This window comes from Pedobacter sp. P26 (genome assembly GCF_050632135.1).
Taxonomy (GTDB): Bacteria; Bacteroidota; Bacteroidia; order Sphingobacteriales; family Sphingobacteriaceae; genus Pedobacter.
On sequence record NZ_CP192574.1, the window covers coordinates 428989 to 445908 of the forward strand.

General features: G+C 37.8%; 22 protein-coding genes and 1 pseudogene. All 23 read left to right on the top strand.

The window, feature by feature from the left end:
* The first annotated feature begins 4 nt into the window (after positions 1 to 4).
* The gene (locus ACQ86H_RS02115; protein ID WP_431293709.1) at positions 5 to 700 is read left to right on the top strand and encodes an aromatic ring-hydroxylating oxygenase subunit alpha; all 696 of its coding nucleotides are present in this window, start codon (positions 5 to 7) and stop codon (positions 698 to 700) included.
* Positions 701 to 791: 91 nt separating this feature from the next.
* The gene (locus ACQ86H_RS02120) at positions 792 to 1097 is read left to right on the top strand and encodes an RHO alpha subunit C-terminal catalytic domain-containing protein (protein ID WP_431295514.1); all 306 of its coding nucleotides are present in this window, start codon (positions 792 to 794) and stop codon (positions 1095 to 1097) included.
* Between the two features lie 92 nt (positions 1098 to 1189).
* Entirely contained in the window at positions 1190 to 1846 is a 657-nt protein-coding gene (locus ACQ86H_RS02125; protein ID WP_431293710.1) for an SDR family NAD(P)-dependent oxidoreductase, read from the top strand.
* A 4-nt stretch (positions 1847 to 1850) separates the two neighbouring features.
* Positions 1851 to 2858 carry a ketoacyl-ACP synthase III gene (locus ACQ86H_RS02130; RefSeq protein WP_431293711.1) on the top strand — a complete coding sequence of 336 codons (1008 nt, stop codon included), beginning with the start codon at positions 1851 to 1853 and terminating at the stop codon, positions 2856 to 2858.
* A gap of 10 nt (positions 2859 to 2868) precedes the next feature.
* Positions 2869 to 3996: a DegT/DnrJ/EryC1/StrS family aminotransferase gene (locus ACQ86H_RS02135; RefSeq protein ID WP_431293712.1), complete on the top strand. Its 1128-nt coding sequence runs from the start codon at positions 2869 to 2871 to the stop codon at positions 3994 to 3996.
* 169 nt (positions 3997 to 4165) lie between these two features.
* Positions 4166 to 4870: a glycosyltransferase gene (locus ACQ86H_RS02140; protein WP_431293713.1), complete on the top strand. Its 705-nt coding sequence runs from the start codon at positions 4166 to 4168 to the stop codon at positions 4868 to 4870.
* Between the two features lie 109 nt (positions 4871 to 4979).
* The gene (locus ACQ86H_RS02145; protein WP_431293714.1) at positions 4980 to 5708 is read left to right on the top strand and encodes a lipid II flippase MurJ; all 729 of its coding nucleotides are present in this window, start codon (positions 4980 to 4982) and stop codon (positions 5706 to 5708) included.
* A 220-nt stretch (positions 5709 to 5928) separates the two neighbouring features.
* On the top strand, positions 5929 to 6216 hold the full coding sequence (locus ACQ86H_RS02150; RefSeq protein ID WP_431293715.1) for a hypothetical protein: 288 nt from the start codon (positions 5929 to 5931) through the stop codon (positions 6214 to 6216).
* Between the two features lie 14 nt (positions 6217 to 6230).
* Positions 6231 to 6479 carry a hypothetical protein gene (locus tag ACQ86H_RS02155; RefSeq protein ID WP_431293716.1) on the top strand — a complete coding sequence of 83 codons (249 nt, stop codon included), beginning with the start codon at positions 6231 to 6233 and terminating at the stop codon, positions 6477 to 6479.
* Positions 6480 to 6499: 20 nt separating this feature from the next.
* Positions 6500 to 6856 (top strand): glycosyltransferase, encoded by a 357-nt coding sequence (locus ACQ86H_RS02160; protein WP_431293717.1) that lies wholly within the window; start codon positions 6500 to 6502, stop codon positions 6854 to 6856.
* Positions 6808 to 7386: a glycosyltransferase family 2 protein gene (locus tag ACQ86H_RS02165; protein WP_431293718.1), complete on the top strand. Its 579-nt coding sequence runs from the start codon at positions 6808 to 6810 to the stop codon at positions 7384 to 7386. Before ACQ86H_RS02160 ends, ACQ86H_RS02165 begins: the two co-directional genes overlap by 49 nt.
* Before the next feature lie 10 nt (positions 7387 to 7396).
* Positions 7397 to 8536, top strand: a complete 1140-nt coding sequence (locus ACQ86H_RS02170; RefSeq protein ID WP_431293719.1) for a glycosyltransferase family 4 protein — start codon at positions 7397 to 7399, stop codon at positions 8534 to 8536.
* The gene (locus ACQ86H_RS02175) at positions 8533 to 9084 is read left to right on the top strand and encodes a glycosyltransferase family 4 protein (RefSeq protein ID WP_431293720.1); all 552 of its coding nucleotides are present in this window, start codon (positions 8533 to 8535) and stop codon (positions 9082 to 9084) included. Before ACQ86H_RS02170 ends, ACQ86H_RS02175 begins: the two co-directional genes overlap by 4 nt.
* Positions 9085 to 9098: 14 nt before the next feature.
* Positions 9099 to 9590: a glycosyltransferase family 4 protein gene (locus ACQ86H_RS02180; RefSeq protein ID WP_431293721.1), complete on the top strand. Its 492-nt coding sequence runs from the start codon at positions 9099 to 9101 to the stop codon at positions 9588 to 9590.
* A gap of 276 nt (positions 9591 to 9866) precedes the next feature.
* A pseudogene (locus tag ACQ86H_RS02185) lies at positions 9867 to 10234 on the top strand (MraY family glycosyltransferase); the annotation flags it as partial.
* 63 nt (positions 10235 to 10297) lie between these two features.
* Positions 10298 to 10660 (top strand): hypothetical protein, encoded by a 363-nt coding sequence (locus ACQ86H_RS02190; RefSeq protein WP_431295520.1) that lies wholly within the window; start codon positions 10298 to 10300, stop codon positions 10658 to 10660.
* A gap of 53 nt (positions 10661 to 10713) precedes the next feature.
* Positions 10714 to 11091, top strand: coding sequence for a hypothetical protein (locus ACQ86H_RS02195; RefSeq protein WP_431293722.1), 378 nt, complete (start codon positions 10714 to 10716; stop codon positions 11089 to 11091).
* Positions 11085 to 11531, top strand: coding sequence for a 2OG-Fe(II) oxygenase (locus ACQ86H_RS02200; RefSeq protein WP_431295515.1), 447 nt, complete (start codon positions 11085 to 11087; stop codon positions 11529 to 11531). Before ACQ86H_RS02195 ends, ACQ86H_RS02200 begins: the two co-directional genes overlap by 7 nt.
* A 45-nt stretch (positions 11532 to 11576) precedes the next feature.
* The gene (locus ACQ86H_RS02205) at positions 11577 to 13253 is read left to right on the top strand and encodes a capsule assembly Wzi family protein (protein ID WP_431293723.1); all 1677 of its coding nucleotides are present in this window, start codon (positions 11577 to 11579) and stop codon (positions 13251 to 13253) included.
* Between the two features lie 281 nt (positions 13254 to 13534).
* Positions 13535 to 14146, top strand: a complete 612-nt coding sequence (locus ACQ86H_RS02210) for a tyrosine-protein phosphatase (RefSeq protein WP_431293724.1) — start codon at positions 13535 to 13537, stop codon at positions 14144 to 14146.
* Positions 14147 to 14498: 352 nt separating this feature from the next.
* The gene (locus ACQ86H_RS02215) at positions 14499 to 15098 is read left to right on the top strand and encodes a hypothetical protein (protein ID WP_431293725.1); all 600 of its coding nucleotides are present in this window, start codon (positions 14499 to 14501) and stop codon (positions 15096 to 15098) included.
* Between the two features lie 53 nt (positions 15099 to 15151).
* On the top strand, positions 15152 to 15862 hold the full coding sequence (locus ACQ86H_RS02220) for a lipopolysaccharide biosynthesis protein (protein WP_431295516.1): 711 nt from the start codon (positions 15152 to 15154) through the stop codon (positions 15860 to 15862).
* A 10-nt stretch (positions 15863 to 15872) separates the two neighbouring features.
* Positions 15873 to 16913, top strand: a complete 1041-nt coding sequence (locus ACQ86H_RS02225) for a polysaccharide pyruvyl transferase family protein (protein ID WP_431293726.1) — start codon at positions 15873 to 15875, stop codon at positions 16911 to 16913.
* Positions 16914 to 16920 lie beyond the last annotated feature (7 nt).

Here is a 16920-nt window from a genome sequence, read left to right on the forward strand (position 1 = left end):
GGATATGCTGAAAAAGTCATATTATTATTCTGAGGATCATCTGCAGATCGAAAATGAAAAGATATTCTCCAATACATGGATATTTGCATGTTTGACGGAGGAACTCAAAGTAAATAGCGATTTTGTAACCTTGGAGATTGGTGGCAATCCGATCGTAATTCAAAATTTCAAGGGTGAACTCAGGGCATTCCAGAACATTTGTACGCATCGTTTCAATAAGATTCAGACACAGGAGTTTGGCCGTAGGGCTTTGACATGTGGGTATCACTGCTGGTCTTTTGATAGGGAAGGCGCTCCATCGTTTATGCCTAAAAAGGAAACTTTTAGTGCCTTTAAGGGAATACAAGCAATTCCCAGTGAATTTTGTTTAAAGAAATACCAGGTTGAAGTGTGTGGACATTTTGTGTTTGTCCTTCTCAATGAAAACCAGACTATTGATCTTAAGTCGCACCTGGGTGAATTTTATAATAAGCTGGAAGAACTTTCGGCTTATATTGGCAGTCGTACCCACATAGCTGATCTACCGCACAGAGCGAACTGGAAAATGCTAATTGAAAACGTACTTGAATGTTACCATTGCTCGGTTGTTCATAAAGATACTATATATGGCAAATTGGGTATAGGAGGGCTTGCAATTTCCGATATTGAGCATCATCAGGCTCATTCAAGTTGTCACTTTCCCAAAACGGTAAAAAAATAGATGCTAAAAAAAATAAAATTCTTGCTTTTTAGAAGACAGAGCATATAAACACCAGTCTTTCTATCACTTATTTGTCTTTCCCAACCTGGTTATTTCTTCCACCGAGGGAGCAAGCTTTTATGTTGGCCAGTTATTTCCTTTAACCGCTACGGAAACCAATCTAAAAATCAGATTTTTGGAGCCGAATATCAGTTATGACAGTGTGAACCCGAGTCTGAGGGCTGCGTTAGCTGACGAATCTGTTAGGTTGGGTGTCGAAATTTTACAGGAGGATAAACAGATACTTGAAAATATCCAAAAAGGTATTAGTCATTCAAGTAGTCCGGGGATAATAAGTGATGAGGAAGTTAGAATACAATATTTTTTTGATGCATACAACAAAGCGATAGCAGAGTAATGGAAGATATTTTCTCTTTACAGGGGTTGAGGATTCTAGTGACCGGAGGGTCTTCTGGGATAGGTTATCAAACATGTAAAACAATTGCCCAAATGGGTGCGACAGTAATTGCCTCAGGCAGAAATGAGGATAATTTAAGGAAACTTATTGGTGAGCTTAAAACGGGTGACCATAGTTATATCCAAGCTGATATCACACAGGCTTCAGACAGAGGCAAGATTTTGGACTTCATTCCTTCAATTGATGGGTTTGTACATTCTGCCGGAGTGGTGATGCTTGCACCATTGAAGTTTATCAAGGAGGAAACCATGGATGCAATCTACGATGTAAATTATAAGTCGGTAGTATTGTTACTCCAAGGTATGGTGAAAGCTAAAAAGATTAACAAAGGTGCCTCTTTAGTATTGGTTTCTTCGGTTGCGGGATTATTTGGAATGAAGGGAAACGGAATGTATGCCGGAACGAAAGGAGCACTGATTTCTGCTACAAAGGTTTTTGCAAATGAGCTTGCAGCTCAAAAGATCAGAGTTAATTGTGTTGCCCCGGGAATGGTGAGAACAGCGATCATAGAAGAGACGATCAATACCTTATCTGCAGAAGTTGTTGCTATGGACGAAGCTAAATATCCGCTTGGTTATGGCGAGCCAGAGGATGTAGCAAGCCCAATCGCATTTCTGTTATCCCGGGGAAGTAAATGGATTACAGGTCAAACCATTGTTCTTGACGGTGGCAGGACAGCCATAATTTAATACAATGAAAGCATACTTAAAGGCCATTTCCTACTATTTGCCACCTCAAGGCTTAGGTAATGAAAAAATCAATGAAATGTTTCCTGAATGGTCGGCAGACAAGATATCATCTAAGACTGGAATATATAATAGATATATAGCAGATGAAAACACCTTTTCGTCTGATTTAGGTGTTTATGCAGCCGAGAAATTATTTGCAGAACACCAGATCTCACCGGGTGAGATCGATTATATACTATTCTGTACCCAAAGCCCCGACTATTTTCTGCCTACAACGGCGTGTCTTGTGCAGGAAAGACTAGGCATTCCGACCAACGCTGGCGCACTTGATTTTAATTTGGGATGCTCCGGATACGTATATGGTTTGAGTTTAGCGAAAGGTTTGATCGCAGCAGGAGATGCATCAAATGTGTTGCTTATCACCGCAGAAACATATAGCAAGTTTATTCATCCAAGGGATAAAAGTAACAGGACTATTTTTGGTGATGCCGCATCTGCTACGTTAATCTCCGCTAATGAAGGCTTAGCTGAAATTGGAAAAACTGTTGTCGGCACCGATGGCAGTGGAGCAGAAAATCTCATTGTTAAAAGAGGAGGACTCCGGTTTCCAAAGGATACAGACGAAAAAGTATCTGTGGATGAATACGGCAATTCCCGTAACGAAAATTACTTGCTGATGAATGGATCTGAAATCTTCAATTTCACCTCTGAGATGGTGCCTGGTCTTGTAGACAATACCATTTCGAAAAACCAACTTACAAAAGATGAGGTTGATCTGTTTGTTTTTCATCAGGCGAATAAATTTATGCTGAATCATCTCAGAAAGAAAATTTCTATTCCAGAGGAGAAGTTCTTTTACTTTTTGCAGGATTGTGGAAATACTGTTTCCTCCACCATTCCGATTGCGCTTTACCATGCAATTAAGGAAAATAGGTTTTTAGGAAATGTTTTATTGGCTGGTTTTGGAGTAGGTTACTCTTGGGGCGCTACTGTTTTGACTGTTACTAAATAATTTAGATAAATTGAAAAATAAGATATGGTTATCCTCTCCGCACATGGGGGGACGTGAACAAAGTTATATAAATGAGGCATTCTCGGAAAACTGGATCGCGCCTTTAGGCCCGAATGTAGATGGACTTGAAGCAGACCTGCAAGCTTACGTAGGCGTAAAGTATGCTGCAGCATTAAGCTCAGGTACAGCCGCAATACATCTTGCTCTAATCCTGCTAGGAGTGGGATCTGGCGATGAAGTTATTTGTCAAAGTCTAACCTTTTCGGCCTCGGCCAATCCAATTGTTTATTGTGGAGCAGATCCTGTATTTGTTGATAGCGAGCCAGAGACCTGGAACATGAGCCCCGACCACCTGGAAGAAGCAATAAAAGATAGAATCTCTAAAGGAAAAACTGTAAAAGCTATTATCATTGTTCATCTCTATGGCATGCCTGCAAAGATTTCTGAACTGATTAAAATTGCTAACAACTACGGCATTGCTGTTATCGAAGATGCAGCAGAAGGCCTGGGGTCTAAATATAAGGGCAAATCTCTTGGCTCTTACGGCGATTTTGGTGTTCTTTCTTTTAATGGAAACAAAATCATCACTACCAGTGGAGGTGGGGCATTATTAGGTAATAACGAAAACGCCATTAAAAAGGCACGGTTCCTGGCTACCCAAGCTAGAGATGATGCACCTCATTACGAGCACAGTCAGATTGGTTACAACTATAGAATGAGTAATATCGCTGCAGGTATCGGAAGAGGACAAATGGAGGTACTTGACGATAGGGTTGGTCAGCGCCGCGCTAACTTTAAATATTATGTTGATAATCTCAAAGATATTCCAGCAATAAGCTTTCTGGAAGAACCTTCCGATTTTTATTCTAACAGATGGTTAACCTGTATTTTGATTGATCCGTCTCAGGGCGTTAGTCCGGAGAAGATTAGAGGAGCGTTAATCAGTGAAAATATTGAATGTCGTCCCCTTTGGAAACCAATGCATATGCAGCCTGTTTTTAGCAAATATTCTTTTTATGGCAACGGGACAGCGCAAGGTCTATTTGAACACGGATTGTGCCTTCCGTCTGGATCGAATCTTTCTAAAGTAGATCTGGATAGGGTGATTACTTCCATCCGGGAAACTTTTCAACTATGAAAAAGATTTCGGTCTAATAAATAGTATGCCTGTGATAATTCCCAGGCAATGTATCCCTCCTGAGATGTATTAAAAAAATGCTCTTCACGGTTGCAGTTTTTAAGGCATTTTGATGTTCTGAAAATGTGATATGTTGGGGTAATAGTTATATGTTTATGTAGATTTGTAAATGAGCTTAGCCATTTCAATTGTATTGTTTGAGAACGGTGACGAACTTGATGGTGCCATTGAATCGGTACTTGCGATAAATGCCAATTTACAACTGTATCTAATTGATAACTCCCCAACGGATCTGCTGAAGAGATATGCCAATGATAAGCGTATAACCTATGTATACAACGGGAAAAACCACGGCTATGGACGGGCTCACAACATCGCACTGCATCACGCTCTTAATCAGAAAATAAAATACCATCTGGTTATGAACCCAGATATTTGCTTTAGTGGCGGAACAGTCGAAGCAATTATCAAATATATGGATGCCAACCTTGAGGTAGGTGCGCTTATTCCAAGGGTCTATTATGAGTCTGGCAGACTGCAGCGGCTTTGTAAATTATTACCAACTCCTTTTGATTTGATCGGACGAAGGTTTTTGAGTAATACTCAATGGGCTGCACGCCAGAACGCAAAATATGAACTCAATAAATTTGATTATGATAAGATACTAAATATACCCTGTTTATCCGGCTGCTTCATGTTTTTAAGGACTGCTGCACTGGAGAAAACAGGTTTGTTTGATGAGCGTTTTTTTATGTACCTTGAAGACTATGACCTGGCAAGAAGGATCAATCGATTTTACCGTACTGTTTTTTTCCTGATGTCAGCATTGTGCATGGTTTTAAGAAGGGTTCTTATCAGGACCCCAAATTATTAAGGTTTCATATACAGTCTGCCATCCGGTACTTTAATAAATGGGGTTGGTTTTTTGACAAGGAAAGAAAGCGGTTAAATGATGATGTTTTAAAACAAATTTCGGAAACATATTGAGAAAGCAGGCGAGCTTTATATTTGGCATCCGTGTAATCAGACTGGCTTTTGCCATTCTGAACCTTTCTTTTTCTGCAAAGTATTTTGGGGTTAGCTTCCAGCGCGATGTCTGGCTCCTGGCCTTAAATGCTATCGTTATATTGGATATTGCTATTTGGGCTCCATTGAATGATACATTCAGGGCAAAGTTTTTGTTCATCAAAGCAGAGAAGGGCGAAGAGGAAGCCTTACAGCAAACAAGGTCATTACTGTTGTTTATTAATCTGATCACTTTTTTGCTTGTGGCATTTATCATGCTCTTTCCCGGATCGATTGGAAGACTTCTCGCTCCGGCCTACGGGGATATTGAGCAGGCTGAATTAAGGTTTATGATCCGTGTGGTTGCTCCTTCTTTCCTCCTCAATCAGATTACGAAAATTCTTACCAGTATTCTCAATACCTACAACGCCTTCATCATACCGGAAATTACCGGATTTATTACACAGGTATTTACGCTTGTCGTAATTCTTACTTTGGCACCGTCAATGGGAATCATCTCTTTGGCAATTTCTTATTATGTGGGCCTGATACTCTTACTTGTTATGCTACTTATGCAATTGAATAAAAGGGAGATCAAGCTCTTTAAAGGGGTTTCAAAGATAACACTCAGACAAGCTTTGCCATTTTTTACCTTTTCGCTTCCCTTTTTTTACCACACTTTAGTTCCCAGATCAACGTTATTGTAGAGAAATCCTTAGCTACGTCTACCGCTGCCGGTTCAGTTTCCATTTTAGATTATGCACGGAAGTTTTCTGATATTCCTTTAGATGTACTCATCGGGGTTCTGGTTTCACTTTTAGTGCCAGTGCTTACCCTTAAATTTTCAACCGGACTGATGAAAGATTTTTTGAAGCCTTTAAGAAGATCTATCAGTTTGGCTTTCTCATCCTGGCGTTGATTATCGGGTTGTTTACAAGCTCTTCTGGTGCCATTGTTGATTTTTTATATAAGAAAGGAAATATCAGCGCACAGTCGCTATCTAAGATCAGTGAATTAACTATGGGCTATAGCTGGGCTGCTTTTGGGATTTTTTTATACCATATTTATGGCTTGTCTCTCCTTTCCTCTGGCAGAGGAAAACTATTTGCTATTTATGGTACCATGGCTCAACTAGTGATGATTGGCATGAATTTTTATTTTTTAAAGATTACAGCCTCTATATTTTTCCTTTTTCGCTGGGGAGCTCGCACCTGATTGCGGCTATGGTTATGGCTTGCTACTTCCCGGTCAGAAACAGCGGATTATTGAACATTACCATTAAATATTGTGTAGTGGTTTTAGTAACTGGTTTTTTGATGTATCTCCTTCATATTTATGTAAATGATTTCGGAACACCAATTCTGGTAATCATTTTTAATGTTATTGCCTTAAACCTTATCTTAGTGGCTATGATATTTATTGCCCGGTTAGAGGAGCGTACTATTATTCTCAAATATTTGAAAAAAATCATTCCCTAGCCTGTTGAATACCTCAAACTATGGATCTTTCATTTATTATCGTCAATTATAACACAACTGTCCTTACCTTAGCTTGTATAGGTTCGGTGTATCAGTTTACACAAGATAATAAATTTGAGGTTATACTCATTGATAATGCTTCTGCTGACCGGTCGATCCTTGAGGTGAAGACTTTATATCCGGATGTGATCTTTCTTGAATGTCCGGAGAATGTTGGCTTTGGACGTGCGAATAATTTGGGTATTACACATGCGGGTGGCAAATATGTTTTTCTGCTCAATTCGGATGCCCTGCTCATCAGTGATGCAGCAAGTGTTTTTTTAAATTTATGGAAGAAGACAGGCACAGGCAGGTGGGCTGTTGTGGCGCTGCTTTGATTGATAGCGATGGTCATGACCAGATTTCGTACGGAAACTTTCCGTCTTTCAGGGAAGCTTTTTCAGCTTTGGGCTTTTTGAAGTTGTATCCCAATTATTATAGAACAAAACTAAGCAGTGGGGTAAAGAACGACTCGGATAAGACCAGGGCTGTGGATTACATCTGTGGCGCGGATATGTTCCTGCGAAAGACTGTTTTGGAAGAGACAGGTTGTTTTGACACGGATTTTTTTCTTTATTTCGAAGAAGTTGAACTTTCGCGCAGAATAAAAAAGGCAGGCTATCTTTCTGTAATCCTGCCAAAAGTGAAAATCATACATTACGAAAGCGCTTCCTTAGGAGGTAGCCTGTTGAATAATGAAAAAGCGAAATTTTTAGCCAAAAGCAGGCATATTTATTTTAGAAAAAGCCAGGGTGTGCTTTCCGCTATGTTGATTAACAAAGTATATGCATTGCAGGCACTTGTATTTTTAATAGTAAAGAAAAATCTGTCATACCTGAAAATGGCGGGCATTCTGTTTAGATCTTAACAGCGTTATCATGGAAAAAATATTACTGGCATGTACGGTTCCTGCGCTTGAATCCTATAATATTGGGATCATCAATGCGGCCCTTTCAGATAGAAATATGGCTTTTTATGCGGTTGTTTTCTTGAATGGTCAGGATAAACGGAGCGATGCAGAATTGATGGCAGACTACGGGGTTGCAATGGGTAAACGAAACAGGATTCAGTTTTACCACCTTTCAGAAAATAAGGTGATCAGGATTCTTTCTGGCAGTAAGTACCTGGATCTTGTTGTGCAGTTTGCCAGCAAGGAGCTGATTGCTAAAATTCACTTTATCTCGCAGGACGTGATGCTCTCCCCTCATCTTGTCAAATTCAAAAATTTCGAATTATACTATACAGTCCATGATTTTGTAGCGCATCCGGCAAAGCTCAATCCGCTGCAGCGGGCCAAACACTATTATTTCAGGATTAGGAAGGATAGACTGTTGATTGAAAAGATCAATAACCTGGTTACTAATAGCAGCTCCCAGCATCGGGCCCTACTTAAGCATTATCCCGGGAAAAAAGTCTCATGGCACCGAATGCCGGGTATGGTTACCAGGAAAATCCTAAATGGAAATAAGGAGATCCCCGAACTTAAAGAGGTGGAAGACTATGTGCTGTTTTTCGGAAGGATTGAGATTTACAAAGGATTAGCATCTTTATATAACTTATTTTTAAATCGATCTGAGTTAAGTGGAACAACACTCGTTATTGCCGGTAAAGGAAATGTTTATTTTGATCGCAACCCGGCAAAAGAAGATAATATTGTATTCCTCAACCGATTCATCGCAGAAGAGGAGGTAGCCGCTTTATTTAAGAAAGCAAAATTCCTGGTTCTCCCCTACCTGAGTGCTACGCAGTCTGCAATCAGTTCCATTAGCTACCATTTTAGAAAGCCGGTTATTGCCTCCTTAGTTGAGGGACTTGCCGAGAGCGTCGATCATGAACATACAGGGCTTTTATATTCGGGTAAAGAACCTGATCAGCTGTTAGCTTCTATTTTGAGGTTGTGTTACGATGCGCAGCTACGAGAAAAGATCTCCAAAAATTTAAAAGACGGGCCTCAGATGTATGATGTATTAAAGTTGCAGGAGGAATTGGCATTGGTTTATCAAAATAATACATTATGAGAATTGCGTTTTTAATTACCTCCCTTGCCAATAAGGGCCCAATCATTATGTTGCGCGCATTGGTTCAACAGCTAATACAAAAAGAAGGTTATCACTGCAAGGTCTATTATTTTGATGCTTTGACAGACCTGGAATTTGATTGTGAAGTAAAACAAATCAGTTTTTTTGATCCCATCGAATTTCATGCTTACGATCTGATTCATTCCCACCTGTTCAGGCCTGATCTATATTGTTTGTTTCATTCTCGAAAAATCAGAAAATCTAAGGTAAAACTGGTTTCTACGATTCATACTGCCATTTATGATGATCTGGCATTTACCTATAGCAGATTTATCGCGAATCTTCTGATTCCGCCCTGGAAGTTAGCATGGAAAAAAATGGATCATGTGGTTGTTTTAACGCAGGCCGCGAAAAATTACTATCACAAAACTAAATTCAAGGCGGTCAGTGTGATCAGCAATGGAATAAATATTCCCTCACCCATGCAAAAGGTTCCTGAAGCGGATCTTGCGGAGCTTCTTGCGTTTAAAAAAATCACATCCTTTTAGGCACAGTATGTAGTATGGATAGGAGAAAGGGGTTGGAGCAGGTCATCAAATTGTTAGCCATTAAGCCGAATTATGCTTTTCTTGTGATCGGTAATGGCATGGAAAGGTCGGCTTTAACAGCATTAGCAATAGAATATCAGGTTTCCGATCGATTTAAAGTTCTGGGTTTTAGAGCAGAGGGCTATCGATACATTCCGCATTTTGATATGTATGTTTTACCTTCCCGATCAGAAGGCATGCCGTTGGCTTTGCTGGAAGCAATGGCTTTAAATGTTCCTGTGGTTTGCTCAGGCATTCCTTCACTTGCCGAACCATTTTATGGGAATCTTTTTTATTATTTTAAACTTGATGATATCGTTGAGCTAAAATCTGCATGCGAATCAGCGGAAGGAGATGCAGGATTTAGAAGCCAGATGGCTTTTAAATCTTATAAAACCAATTTTACAATAGAAAAAATGGGTGCAAATTATTCCGATTTATACAACTCTCTGGTTAATATACCTTAATTTGCAGATAAATAGTCTCTAATGCGTTGTTTTCTTATATTTCTAAGTAGTTTTTTGGTTGTATTTACGATTATTCCCCCACTTATCCAGGTGACTGGAAAAAGTAAATTGTTTGATGCGCCTTCCGAGCTTAGAAAGATCCATACCAAGGTAATTCCAAATGCAGGTGGAATCGCAATCTTTATTGGTTTTTTATTTTCCTGTCTGGTATTTATACCGTTAAATCTATTGCCTCAGGCCAATGTTTTAATGGCCTCAGCTATGCTCATCTTTATAATGGGTTTAAAAGATGATGTTGATGGCCTTGAACCCTATAAAAAATTTGTAGCCCAGTTTGCCGCAGCGCTGATGATTGTGTTTTTGGCTGATATCCGGATTACCAATTTATACGGGACTTTTGGAATTAACGAGCTGTCGTACGAGGTTAGTGCGGCATTAACTGTTTTTTCATTTGTTGGGGTCGTTAATGCCTATAACCTCATTGATGGCATTGATGGCCTTGCCGGTTCGCTTGGTATATTGCTCTGTACATTTTATGCCTATCTTTTTTTCAGGTCGAACAACTAGGCTATGCTTATCTTGCAGCCTCTTTTGCGGGTGCATTAATTGGTTTCCTTTTCTTTAACTTTTCACCAGCAAAGTTATTTCTTGGAGATTCCGGTTCTTTACTATTAGGCTTTATAGCCGCAATTCTTAGTATAAAAGTATTGAATGCAGATTTTTCACTTCGGTTTGTTTCAGCACAACCGCACATAGAGTCTATCCCGGGCTTAGTCGCTGCAATATTGGTTATTCCGGTTTTTGATACATTGAGGGTATTCACAATACGTATCCGTCATGGATTATCGCCATTTACAGCAGATCGTAATCATTTACATCACCGTTTGCTCTCCCTGGGACTTAGCCATATACAGGCTACTGCAGTTTTGTTGCTGATCAACGTGCTATTCATTATCCTGGCCATTTCATTACAGAAATTGGGCAATAACCTTTTAGTAATTGTGATCACTCTTGCAATGCTGGTCATCAATAGTCTGTTGTCACTAATGATCTATCGGGCAAAAAAATAGTTAATGTGTATGGTTTATTGTCTACCGACAACAAAAAAATGGTTAAAAAGAATATGAATTTTTTAAATGCTAAAACAGTTCTTTTGCCCCTGGCAAAAGAACTTAAGCCTGCTTATCAGGATGCGTTTCCTTTCCCGAACATCGTTTTAACTGATTTCTTTAATGAAGAAATGCTTAGTCATGTATTACAGGAATTTCCAGATCTGGCGAAAGTAAAAGCAGTTCAACAGTACAATAATCACAACGAGAAAAAGTACCAGGCAAAAGGAGAGGCCGTATTTGGCGATACGATGCGGCAATTGATGCACTATTTGAATTCGCAACCTGTGCTGGAATTTTTACAGGAAATCACTGGAATCAAAGAGGTTTTACTCCCGGACCCTTATTTTGTTGGTGGGGGTGTCATGAAATCAAACCTGGCGGCCTGTTAAAAGTACATGCAGATTTTAATAAACATGAGCTTACCGGGTTAGACCGGAGGATCAATTTATTGGTTTATTTAAATAAAGACTGGGAAGAATCTTTTGGGGGGCATTTCGAGTTATGGAACAAGGAAATGACACGGGCAGAAAAGCGTGTTTTGCCCATCTTTAATACCGTAGCAATTTTTTCTACTACTTCCTTCGCCTACCATGGCCATCCCAATCCATTAACATGCCCACCCGGACGTAGTCGCAAATCACTTGCATTGTATTATTATACAAATGGAAGGCCAGCGGAAGAGGTAAACCCGGATCTTGGGGAGCATAGCACCATTTTTGTAGGCAGAAAGGATATCGCAAATGACGTTAGAAGAATAAAAAGACCATTTAAAGCCATTCTATTAGATTATATTCCCCCAATTGTTATTAAATTGATTAAAAAAATATGATAACTGTCTATTGGCTACGTATATTTGCTGATAAGTCAGCTCTATATGAATAAATTTTTTCTCTTTTTAGTGCTTGCGCTAATCGCTGTTAGTGCAAAAACTTTTGCCCAAACATTACCTGTTGGTTTACTAGACCAGATAGAAGACAATCTTCGGAGGCAGCAATTGTTGGGCAACGATACATCCAGAAGTTCATTTATGATCCGGCCCTTAAATATTTCTGACCGAAATAATTTTCTGTTGGATAGTGACCATGATATTTATCTCGATGCTTTCAGGAAAAAGATTTATTCTTCCCATAATGATAAATCTGCTGTTTATTTACTACCAGTAACATGGCAGCAGCAGATCAACACTCATCATCCCTATGGATGGAATGATGGTTCGATGATCCAGGCAAGGGGCTATCAAACTCAGATCTCCGCTGGTATTTATGCTAAAGTCGGTCCTTTGAGTATTCAATTAAGGCCAGAATATGTCTACGCTGAAAATAAAGATTTTAGGGAATTACAGGACGCTGGGAATAGTGATGCGTTTTTGAGGAAGTATGCTCAAGTAGCAAACCGGATAGACAATCCAGAACGATTTGGTAATGGTTCCTATTCTAAACTTGATTGGGGGCAGAGCAGTATCAGATTGACTTTCGATCCAGTATCGATTGGGCTTTCTAATGAGAATTTATGGTGGGGGCCCGGTGTTAGAAACTCCTTATTGATGAGCAATACCGCTTCTGGATTCAAGCACATCAGTTTGAATACTTCAAGACCGATAAATACACCGATCGGTTCTTTTGAAACTCAGATTGTAGCTGGCAGACTTGAAAGTTCGAAAATCATCGTGGAAAATCCATTATTTACTGCCAAGCCTAACGATTGGCGTTATCTCTCAGGAATTGCCTTTACATATCAGCCAAAATGGATTCCGAATTTGTTTTTAGGTTTTGATCGTAGCTTTATTGTATACCGGAATGATATGGGGAATTCTTTTGGTGATTACTTTCCGCTATTTTCTTCTGTTGAAAAAATTAGCATTATTGATGGGCCAAATAATGAGGACTCCAAGAAAAGAGATCAATACGCCTCCTTCTTTGCCAGATGGGTAATGCCTGAAAGCCGCGCAGAAGTTTATTTTCAATATGGTAGAAATGATCACCCTTACGATATACGGGATGCGCTGCAAGAACCTGAACATTCAAGGGCATATATTGCAGGTTTTAGAAAACTTGTTCCCTTGAAAAAACCTGATGAATTTATCCAGGTTGGCGTAGAACTGACCCAGTTGGAAGGTTCCAGGACAGGAGAAGGTAGAGAACAGCCAACTTGGTACATTCACCACCAGGTTAGAGACGGATATACTAATAATGGACAAATTTTGGGTGCAGGTATTGGTCCTGGTAGCAATTTGCAATCATTGGATGTGAGTTGGGTAAGAGGTCTGAAAAGGATTGGGATTCAAATCGAAAGACTCGTAAATAATAATGACTTATACTATATGGCGATTACTACCGATCCAAGACGGAAATGGATAGATCTTTCGCTTTCTGGCAAATTTGATTGGAGCTATAAGAATTTCATCTTAAATTCTCAATTGACTTACATCCGTTCCCACAATTATCAATATACGGCTAAAAATATTGTTTATACAGATAAGAATTTTTGGAATTGGGATAAACAAGATATAAACAATCTCCATCTTAAGATAGGCTTAATGTATAGGTGGTAATATTAAATTCCCTGGTAAAAAAAAATGGTGTTGTGTAGATTTTACAGTATTTTTGTGTTTTAATAAAGATAAATTAAGAAATATTGATTATGTTTTTATTATGAAATTATTAATTCGTTGATTTATACCTTGCGATCGATTTTTTTGCGCATAACATTTTGGCTTTGCAGAAAAAGAATAAATTTTAAGCTCATTTTTGTATTAAATGTTCTCTATGAGAAAAAATATATCTACTTTAGTGACCAATAAATGGATTAATTTGTGAAAGTTAACGTTGCTTAATGTTTTCGATATTTAAAAAAGAGCTTCCTTTAGTGACTGATGTCAATTGGCTTAGTGTGGATATTCATTCGCATTTGTTGCCAGGAATAGACGATGGTGCACGTGACCTTAATGAATCCATAAGTTATATCAAATCCTTGCAAAGTCTTGGTTATGAAAAGTTGCTTTGTACGCCGCACGTATTTACAGAATTATATCCTAACAATGCTGACACAATTCTTCTAGCTTTAGGCCAAGTTGAAGCTGCTATAAGAACCGAAAAAATTTCCTTAGCAGTCGGAGCTGCTGCTGAGTATATGATAGATGAAAATTTTAGGATCACAGATGAATTGATTTGCCTTCCTGGTAAACATATTTTAATTGAGATGTCTTATTTAAATGAAACGCCTAATATTGAGCAAGTTATTTTTGATTTACAAATCAAAGGATACATTGTTATTTTAGCACATCCTGAGCGTTATAATTTTTACCATGGGGTTCCACAAAGGTATCAAAGACTTATAGATATTGGTTGTCTCTTTCAACTGAATTTATTGTCGATAATTGGATATTATGGAAAAGAGGTGAAACATGCCGCAGAGTATTTAATAAAAAAAGATTTTATAGCTTAGTTGGTTCAGATCTTCATCATCAAAAACATCTAAATTTTTTAACTGAGTCTGTTAGGTCAGGATATATATATAAAACCATTGGAAATTATCCTTTTAAAAATAAAGAATTGTTTGGATAATGTTCCATTTGCCACAAAAAGTTTTTAAAAAAAGAGTCGTTTATTGAAAGGTTTTGAGCACGTGATTTTTTTTCGGTGTGATAACTTTATCCAGTCAACAAGAATATAATGGTAGCCTCGGAAAAGAATTGTTTAGAGTATAATTTACTATACATTGATTTTTTAGATTACAAAAGAATCTATTTTATTAATCTTCTATGAAAACGGCTGTTAAATAAATAATTGTAAATATTTTGGTTTCGAAATTAAAATTAAAAATAAAAGATGCAATTGCGTCAAGGAGCAATACTGCCCGAAGCATATTCTCTATATTTGTACTCCGTGGAGGGAATATACTCATCCAGCTATTGATTATACCTTTATCTATTAAGTATGTTTCATCATCTTCCTTTGGATTATGGTTGACCGTCAGTTCAATGATTGCCTGGTTGAATATAATGGATATAGGACTTTCAGCGGGATTGAGGAACAAGTTAACAGAGGCGATAACCCTTAAAGATAAAGACTTGGCTAAATCTTATGTGAGCACAACTTATGCTTTGCTTTCATTTATGGCACTCGGAGGATTATTAGTGTGTACATTATTAATTTTCTTTTTGGATTGGAGAACTATTCTCACGATTCCTAAAGATTTGAGTTACGGGAGCTTCGAGGGGTTATTATGCATAGTTGCTATCTCATTCTTTATTTCTTTTCTTTTAAAACCTATCTCAGGTGTGGCTTATGCGACACATAAACCCGAAACGGAATATTTTATTTTATTTATTTCCAATCTTATTAATATACTTCTAATTTGGGGAGTAAGTTTTGTTTATCCCGGGGAGGGTTATTGACAATTGCATTATTATTCTGTTTCACGCCTATTTTAATCACACTGCTTTTAAGTGTGATTCTTTATAACAGGGCGTTCAGGGATTATAAGCCCTCATTAAAGTTTATCAGATTTGAGTATGCTAAAGCGTTAACTGGACTAAGTATCAGATTTTTTATTATTCAGATCTCGGCGACAGTCGTCTTTACAACTAATAATTTCATAATTTCCCACTATTTTGGTAATGATGATGTGACTAAATATAACATTGTTTCAAAATATTTCAATGTACTAATTATCTTACAAAGTATGATTTTAGTTCCTTTTTGGACATATTTTACTGAAGCTTTTGTTAAAAATGACCAGAAATGGTTACAGGAAATTATGAGCAAATTATTGAAAATGGGACTTGTTTTTGTTTTTGGTTGTATAATAATGACCTTAATATCTGGTTTGATTTATAAATTGTGGCTTGGTGATCTTGTTAATATACCGATCTCATTAACTATTGTTGTAGGCATTTTTACTTGTTTGACTCTATATGCAGCTATTTTTTCAACTTTTCTAAATGGAACAGGTAGAATCAAGCTGCAGATGTACACATCGCTAATACCATCGATTCTTCATATTCCTTTAACAGTCTGTGTTATCAAATTTTTTAATTTTGGAATTTTAGGAGTAGTAGGTGTTAGTTCTTTCTGGTTGTTAATTACACTTCCTTTAAGATACCTACAATATAAAAAAATTGTCTCATTTAAACCAACATCCAAAATTTGGATTTCTTAATTATTTCAATATGATTAACTATTATTATAACTACTACAAAAAGTTTGCTAGATCCCTACTTGTAGCCAATCGACCACGAAAAAATGCTAGCGATTATGCGAGTGTCGGACTGGTTAATACGTCAATAGGAACTACCAATTTGGGGGACATTATTATATTTGATGCTGTGTATAAACACTTAAGGGAAGTCTATCCAGATGCATTTTTAACTCATTATCCTTCGCAAATCCACAGAGATTATGATGCAAGATTGTCTATGGCAGGTGAAGACGTAATATTTGTTGGAGGAACAAACCTGCTCTCTTCAAATATGCAATCAAGGTACCAATGGAAAATAGATCCCTTAGACAAATTTTTCCTTAAAAATAAGGTTGTATTAATGGGTGTGGGTTGGTGGCAATATCAATCAAAACCGGATAATTATACTAAGGCTCTTCTAAAAAGTATTCTGTCTGATAAGTACCAACATTCTGTCAGGGATAGCTATACGAAAGAAATGCTTAATAGTATTGGAATAAACAACGTAATAAACACAACATGTCCGACGCTGTGGGAGTTGTCTCCTGAGAAATGTAATGTTGTGAATCGTTTGAAGGCGAAGGATGTTGTTACTACCTTAACATTCTATAAGAGAGACGATGCTGCCGATTTAAAGTTACTAAATCTTCTTATGGATAATTATGAGAATGTTTATCTTTGGGTTCAAGGCATTGATGATGTAGGATATTTAAAGGAATTACTTCCCGATTCTAGTAGAATTACACTGGTATCACCAAGTATCGAAGCTTATAATGAGATTTTAAGCAAAGACAATATTGAATACTTAGGGACTAGGCTCCACGCTGGTGTAAGAGCTATTCAGAGAGGGGTGAGAACTCTTATTGTTGCAGTAGATAACCGCGCTATTGAAATAGGGAAAGACACGAATCTAAATGTTATCGAAAGAAGTAATTTGGATTTAGCGTACGAGTTCATAAATAATTCTTATTCGACGGACATAAAATTACCAAATGAAAATATTATGGAATGGAAAAAGCAATTTAAATCCTAAGTATCAT